7 protein-coding genes are annotated in these 6261 nt (G+C 70.9%); 1 reads left to right on the forward strand and 6 read right to left on the reverse strand.

Going from position 1 to position 6261, the window contains the following annotated elements; genetic code table 11:
* Positions 1-278: 278 nt before the first annotated feature.
* From mepA to fumC, 5 genes are all read right to left on the reverse strand, one after another.
* Positions 279-1199, reverse strand: a complete 921-nt coding sequence (gene mepA / locus I53_RS12375; RefSeq protein ID WP_043351108.1) for a penicillin-insensitive murein endopeptidase — start codon at positions 1197-1199, stop codon at positions 279-281.
* A gap of 144 nt (positions 1200-1343) precedes the next feature.
* Entirely contained in the window at positions 1344-1970 is a 627-nt protein-coding gene (locus I53_RS12380) for a ParB-like protein (RefSeq protein WP_043351110.1), read from the reverse strand.
* 81 nt (positions 1971-2051) lie between these two features.
* Positions 2052-2276 (reverse strand): ribbon-helix-helix domain-containing protein, encoded by a 225-nt coding sequence (locus tag I53_RS12385; RefSeq protein ID WP_043351112.1) that lies wholly within the window; start codon positions 2274-2276, stop codon positions 2052-2054.
* A gap of 10 nt (positions 2277-2286) precedes the next feature.
* Entirely contained in the window at positions 2287-2490 is a 204-nt protein-coding gene (locus I53_RS12390; protein ID WP_043351113.1) for a DUF4169 family protein, read from the reverse strand.
* Positions 2491-2545: 55 nt separating this feature from the next.
* On the reverse strand, positions 2546-3955 hold the full coding sequence (gene fumC, locus I53_RS12395) for a class II fumarate hydratase (RefSeq protein ID WP_043351115.1): 1410 nt from the start codon (positions 3953-3955) through the stop codon (positions 2546-2548).
* A 121-nt stretch (positions 3956-4076) separates the two neighbouring features.
* Here fumC and I53_RS12400 point away from each other — a divergent pair, with 121 nt between their 5' ends.
* A complete protein-coding gene (locus I53_RS12400) occupies positions 4077-5465 on the forward strand; it encodes a cytochrome P450 (protein WP_043351116.1) in 1389 nt (462 codons plus the stop codon).
* A gap of 216 nt (positions 5466-5681) precedes the next feature.
* On the opposite strand, the gene I53_RS12405 is transcribed toward I53_RS12400, so the two are convergent.
* On the reverse strand, positions 5682-6261 hold a 580-nt coding region (locus I53_RS12405; RefSeq protein ID WP_043351118.1), incomplete at its 5' end, for a ClpXP protease specificity-enhancing factor SspB.

Consider the following 6261-nt stretch of genomic DNA (forward strand, 5'->3'; position numbering starts at 1 on the left):
GCGCTGCCGTGCGGCGCGGGCGTGCTGTTCGGGCTGCGGAGCACGATCAGCACGCTGCCCAGCACCGAAAGGGCGACGGCGGTCGCGAAGAGGATGAAGAGCCAGCGGGGCATCCGCAGGCGTTAGCACATCGCGTCCGGCGCGCCGAGCGACCAGTCTCGCCGGGCGGATCGTTTCCGCGCCGCTCATCCCTTCGGCTGTGCCACCGTCAGCGCGGGTGGCACGCGGCCGGGTCGCCGCGCCCGCGCTGACGGCCGCCCCGCCTCCGCGCCTCTGCCCTACGGCGCCTTCAGAACCGCCCGGCAGGCGTTGGGGAGCGCGGCCATGGTCATGGCGGGCTTGGGCTTCGGCGGCACCTTCGGGGGCTTCGGATGCAGCACCGCATCCGAGAACCAGTAGCTGAGGTCGTCGCAGCCGTCGCCCGGCGGCGGCGCGCCCTGCGGCTGGCAATCCTCCTGGCCGGCCGGACAGGCGAGCCGGATATGGTAGTGGTAATTGTGCCCGTACATCGGGCGCACCTTGGACATCCAGCGGCTGCCCGCGGCGTCGCGGCAGAGCGCCTTCTTGATCGCCGCGTTGACGAAGATGCGCTCCACCTCCGGCTGCTCGGCGGTGACCTTGATCAGTTGCAGGTGCGTCGGCGTCCAGACCTCCGGATCGATGTCGAGACGGTCGCGGCGGACCATGTCGGTGGCCGAGGTCTCCTCGCGCTCCGCCCGGCTCATGCGGTGGTCGGGCATCGGCGTCAGCCAGACATCGGCGTCGATGCCGATCTGGTGCGAGGCGTGGCCGGTGATCATCGGGCCGCCCCGGGGCTGGGCCATGTCGCCCACGAGGAGGCCGGGCCAGCCGACCCGGGCCGCCTTCTGCGACAGGCGCTCGATGAAATCGACGAGGTAGGGCGTGCCCCACATCCGGTTGCGGGACGGGCGCATGACCTGCCAGTTCGGACCGTCCAGCGGCAGCGCCTCACCCCCGGAGAAGCAGCCCTTGGCATAGAAGCCGTAGATGTGCGCCGGCCCGGAGGCCGCCTTGGTGACGCGCCCGAACAGCGCCTTGGCGGGCGTCGAGGGCGCGTCCGGATGCTCCAGGGGCGGCAGGGGCTTCGGATTGACGCTGCCGCGATCCTGGGCCTGCGCGGCGGCGGGCAGGAGCAGGGCGGCGAGCGCGAGGCTCGGGGCGAAACGCGGCATCGGCATGCGGGGGCTGTTCGTCCGGCTGGAGGGGGCGGGCGCGGGCGGCCCCCCCGAACCTCGCCCAGGGGCGGGGCGTTTTTCGGGCAGACAGCCCGCCGCGTCACGCGAAACGGTCGGGCGGATCCACCGCGACGACCCGGCGGCGCCCTAGCGGATGGGGCGGGTCACCGGTCCGCACCAGCCGGGCAGGTAGTCGGCGTCCTTGGATTTCGCCAGCGCCATCGCCCGCTCCAGGGCGGAGGAGAAGTCGCCCTCGATCCGCTTCTCCTTGATGTTCCGCCGTAGGAAGTCGGCCCACAGGAACTCGCTGAACGGGGTGGTATCCTTCGCGAAGCCGCCGGCCCGGCGCAGCTCGCCGGCGAGGCTGCGGTAGGGATCGTCCGCCAGGGCATCGACCGATTTCGGGATGTCCTTGAAGTGCTGGCGCACGCCCTCGGCATCGTAGGGATGCGCCCAGGATTTGTGGTCGCACACCGTCCAGAAGGCGTCCTTGTCGAGGTAGTGCAGGTCGGCCACCACGGTGACGAGCACGCTCTCGACCCCCTCCTCGTGCAGGGCGCGGGAGAGGTGGTGATGATCGATGATGTAGTGGCGCTTCTTCGGCCCGAGCAGCGTCGGGATCATATGAGCGCCGAGGAACTCCTCTTTCTTCTCGCCGTCGTATTCCCGCCAGCGCCGCCGCTTCTCCGCCACTTCACGGTAGCCCACCGTCATCTGCGTCGGGCGCAGCTCGGCGATCGGGATTGTTCTGAGCAGCGGCTCTCGGGTGGCCATGGGATCTCCTGACTGCGGGATTTTGTCACGCGCACGTCACAAGCTATTCGGGACCGGCAGATCGGACAGGGCGCGACGCGCTCACGTTTCCGGCATCGCGCGCACGGCTTCGAGGACGAAGACCCGGATCGCCGAAGACAGGTTCTGCCCGTCGCGCCCGGCATCGATCGCGCCGATGAGGGCCTGGACGGACTGGCCCCGCGCCTCCGCGATCTCCCGCAGCGCCGCCCAGAACGGATCCTCCAGGGACACGCTGGTGCGGTGGCCGGCGATCATCACGGAGTGCTTGGTGAGGCCGGCGCTCACGGGAGGCGGATCATGCGTTCGGGTCGGAATCCGGCTCGTGCCGCGCGAGGCGATGGCCCTCGTGGCGCTCGGTCTCGAGGGCCTTGCGCCGCTGCTGGAGGGTCTTGGCCTTCTTCGGCTGGCCGAAGGCGATCCGGTTGGCCTCGGCCTTCGTGTCGGCCTCGGCACGGGCCTTCGCCTTGCGGATCTGGCGCAGATTGATGATCTCGGCCACGGATCGCCTCCCGTAACCGGCGCGGGAGGCTCCGCGCCGGGACGTCACACAACAATCAGTCGGCGCTGGGCGCCAGCATCGTCTCCGGCCGGACCACGCGCTCGAACTCCGCCTCGGTGACGTAGCCGAGGCGCAGGGCCTCCTGCTTGAGGGTGGTGCCGTTCTTGTGCGCGGTCTTGGCGATCTCGGCGGCCTTGTCGTAGCCGATCGAGGGGGCGAGCGCGGTCACCAGCATGAGCGAGCGGCTCATCAGGTCGGCGATCTTGTCCTCGTTGGCCTTGATGCCGACGACGCAATTGTCGGTGAAGCTCACCGCCGCGTCGGCGAGCAGCCGCACCGATTGCAGCACCGCGTTGGCGATCACCGGCTTGAAGACGTTGAGTTCGAAATTGCCCTGGCTGCCGGCGAAGCTCACCGTCGTGCCGTTGCCGATCACCTGGGCGCAGACCATGGTCAGCGCCTCGCACTGGGTCGGGTTGACCTTGCCGGGCATGATCGAGGAGCCGGGCTCGTTCTCAGGGAGCGACAATTCGCCGAGGCCGGAGCGCGGGCCCGAGCCGAGGAAGCGGATGTCCTGGGCGATCTTGAACAGGCCGGCGGCGAGGGCCGCGAGCGCGCCCTGCGTGAACACCAGCGCGTCGTGGGTGGCCAGCGCCTCGAACTTGTTCTCGGCTGAGGTGAAGGGCAGCCCGGTCAGCTCCGCGACCTTGGCGGCGAAGCGGTCGGCGAATTCCGGATGGGCGTTGAGCCCGGTGCCGACCGCGGTGCCGCCCTGGGCGAGCGCCAGGACCCCCGGCAGGGTCGCGGCGACCCGCGAGCCGCCGAGCGCCACCTGGGCGGCGTAGCCGGAGAATTCCTGGCCCAGCGAGACCGGCGTCGCGTCCTGCAGGTGGGTGCGGCCGATCTTGACGATCGACGCGAACGCCTTGGCCTTGGCGTCCAGCGCGCCGTGCAGGTGGGAGAGCGCCGGCAGCAGGCGCCCCTGGATCTCCCGCGCCACCGCGATGTGCATGGCGGTGGGGAAGGTGTCGTTCGAGGACTGGCCGCGGTTGCAATGGTCGTTCGGGTGGACCGGCGACTTGCCGCCGCGCTGGCCGCCCAGCCGCTCGTTGGCGAGGCTCGCGATCACCTCGTTGGCGTTCATGTTCGACTGGGTGCCCGAGCCGGTCTGGTAGATGACCAGGGGGAACTCGTCGTCGTGGCGGCCCTCCACTACCTCGGCGGCCGAGGCCGCGATGGCGTCGGCGAGCGTGGCGTCGAGGGCGCCGAGATCCTTGTTCACCAGGGCGGCAGCCTGCTTCACCACCCCGAGGGCGTGGACGAGGGGCGCCGGCATCCGGTCGGTGCCGATCTTGAAGTTCTGGATCGAGCGCTGCGTCTGCGCGCCCCAGTAGCGATGCGCCGGAACCTCGATCGGCCCGAAGGTGTCGGACTCGGTGCGGGTGGCGGTCTCGGTGGGCGACATCGTGGCCTCTACGTCTGGTGCCGTGCGGTGCCTACTTAAATGAGGCGCGGGTGAATCGCGATGCCGGTTTTCCCGGCACCCCGACAAGAGCGAAGCTCTGTTCCCGCCGGACAAGGAGCCGATGAGCGCGACGATCGATCTGTCCGAACCCGCCGCCCGGTTCCGCCCCGTCGTGCCGCCGCCGCTGAAGGCGCCGCTCGGCCTGTTCGACTTCCTGCGGGCGGCCCGGAAGAATCCGATCACCACCTGGATGGACGCGCATTTCAAGCTGCCGGTGGTGGCGGCCGAGGGCGCGATGGGCCGGATCACCCTGGTGAGCGACCCGGCGCTGATCCGCTACCTGCTCATCGAGAATTCCGACGGCTACCGCAAGGACGACCTGCAGCGGCGTGTCCTCGCCCCGGGGCTCGGCAACGGTCTGCTCAGCGCCGAGGGCGACGAGTGGCGCCTCCAGCGCCGGACGCTGGCGCCGATCTTCAACGCCCGCACGGTCCAGGGCTTTTCGGAGGCGATGAACGCCGCCGGCGCCCGTCTCGGCCGCCGCCTCGTCCGCCGCGACGGCAAGCAGGTCGATGTGGCCCTTGAGATGACCCGCGTCACGCTCGACGTGCTGGAGCGGACGATCTTCACGCAAGGCCTGCCGAGCGATCCCGATGCCCTCGGCCGTGCGATCACGCGCTTCCTGGAAGCGGTCGGGCCGATCGACCCCCTCGACGTGTTCGGCGTGCCCGATTTCGTGCCGCGGATCGGCCGCCTGCGGGCCCGTCCGGCGGGCCGCTTCTTCGCCGAGGTGGTCGATGAGCTCATCGCCCGCCGCAAGGCGCTGATGGCGCGGGGGGAGGCGCCCCGGGACCTGCTGACCCTGCTGCTCGAAGCGCAGGATCCCGAGACCGGCAACGGGCTCTCGGATCTCGCCGTGAAGGCCAACATCGTCACCTTCATCGCCGCCGGGCACGAGACCACGGCCAATTCCCTGACCTGGACGCTCTACTGCCTGTCGCAGGATTCGGCCGCCCAGGCGCGGATCGAGGCCGAGGTCGATGCCGCCGGGCCGGGGGATTTTTCCGCGGAGCGTCTGCCGTTCACCCGGGCGGCGATCGAGGAGGCCATGCGCCTGTTCCCGCCGGTGCCGTTCCTCAGCCGTCAGGCGATCCGAGACGACCGGCTCGGCCGGATCAAGGTGCCGCGGGGCTCGCTGGTCATGGTGGCGCCCTGGGTGCTCCACCGCCATCAGCTGCTGTGGGAGGATCCGGAGGCCTTCGTGCCGGAGCGGTTCCTGCCCGAGAACCGCGACACGATTCCGCGCTTCGCCTATCTGCCGTTCGGGGCGGGGCCGCGGATCTGCATCGGCCAGAGCTTCTCGATTCAGGAGGCCGTGATCGTGCTGGCGCATGTGGTGCGGGCGGTGCGCTTCCGGCTGCCGGCGGATCATCCGCCGGTGACGCCGCTCCACCGGGTGACGCTGCGGCCGGAGCACGGCTTGCGCATGGACGCGGTGGCGCGGGGCTAGGCCGGGCCCCGGGCCCGGTCACCGTGCCGCGGTGCAGGCCGGCGCCGTGCAGCAGGACGGCCGGAGGGGAAGGCGACCGGATCTGACCGACGGTCTCAAGGGTCGCGGATCGCCTGGCGATCGGGCGCGGGCTCCCCGCAGCCGCCGACAGCATCGGCGGCGCGACCGTGTCGTCCCCCGTACGACGCCCGGCCGTCGATCCGGCCCGGGGGACGCTCAGCTCTTCTTGCGGAAGGCGTCCAGGCTCACGACCTCGGCGCTGCCCTCCTCGCCCTCCTTCTTGGCGGCGGGGCGGGGGGCCTTGTCGTCGGACTTGCCGGCGGCTTTCTCGCCCTGAGCGGCGGGAGCGGGCAGCCCCTTCGGCGCACCGGAGCCGATCGTGGCGAGACCGGCGCTCTTGGGCCGCACCTCGCCGGGTTCCGAACCGGCCCCGCGCGGGCCGGGCTTGGCCGCCGGGGCGGCGTTCGCCTCCTCGGGGGTCTCGCCGGCTTCGCTGAGATCGAACTTCAGGCCGAACTGCACGGAGGGATCGAAGAAGCCCGACAGGGCGTCGAACGGCACCAGCAGCCGCTCCGGCACCCCCGAGAAGGACAGGCCGACTTCGAAGGCGTGCTCGGTGACGTTGAGATCCCAGAACTGGTGCTGCAGGACGATCGTCATGTCCTGCGGGTACTTCTCCCGCAGGGCCTGCGAGATCCGCACGCCGGGCGCTTCCGTCCGGAACGAGACGTAGAAGTGATGCTCGCCCATCAGGCCCTCGCGGGCCGCGTCGGTCAGCACCTTGCGGACACGCCGC

Source organism: Methylobacterium sp. B1 (assembly GCF_000333255.1).
Classification (GTDB): Bacteria; Pseudomonadota; Alphaproteobacteria; order Rhizobiales; family Beijerinckiaceae; genus Methylobacterium; species Methylobacterium fujisawaense.

What these genes read in the sequence shown, in the direction of transcription:
- mepA (WP_043351108.1), bottom strand. Translation starts at nt 1,199, where the DNA reads ATGCCGATGCCGCGTTTCGCCCCGAGCCTCGCGCTCGCCGCCCTGCTC.
- I53_RS12400 (WP_043351116.1), top strand. Translation starts at nt 4,077, where the DNA reads ATGAGCGCGACGATCGATCTGTCCGAACCCGCCGCCCGGTTCCGCCCC.
- I53_RS12380 (WP_043351110.1), bottom strand. Translation starts at nt 1,970, where the DNA reads ATGGCCACCCGAGAGCCGCTGCTCAGAACAATCCCGATCGCCGAGCTG.
- fumC (WP_043351115.1), bottom strand. Translation starts at nt 3,955, where the DNA reads ATGTCGCCCACCGAGACCGCCACCCGCACCGAGTCCGACACCTTCGGG.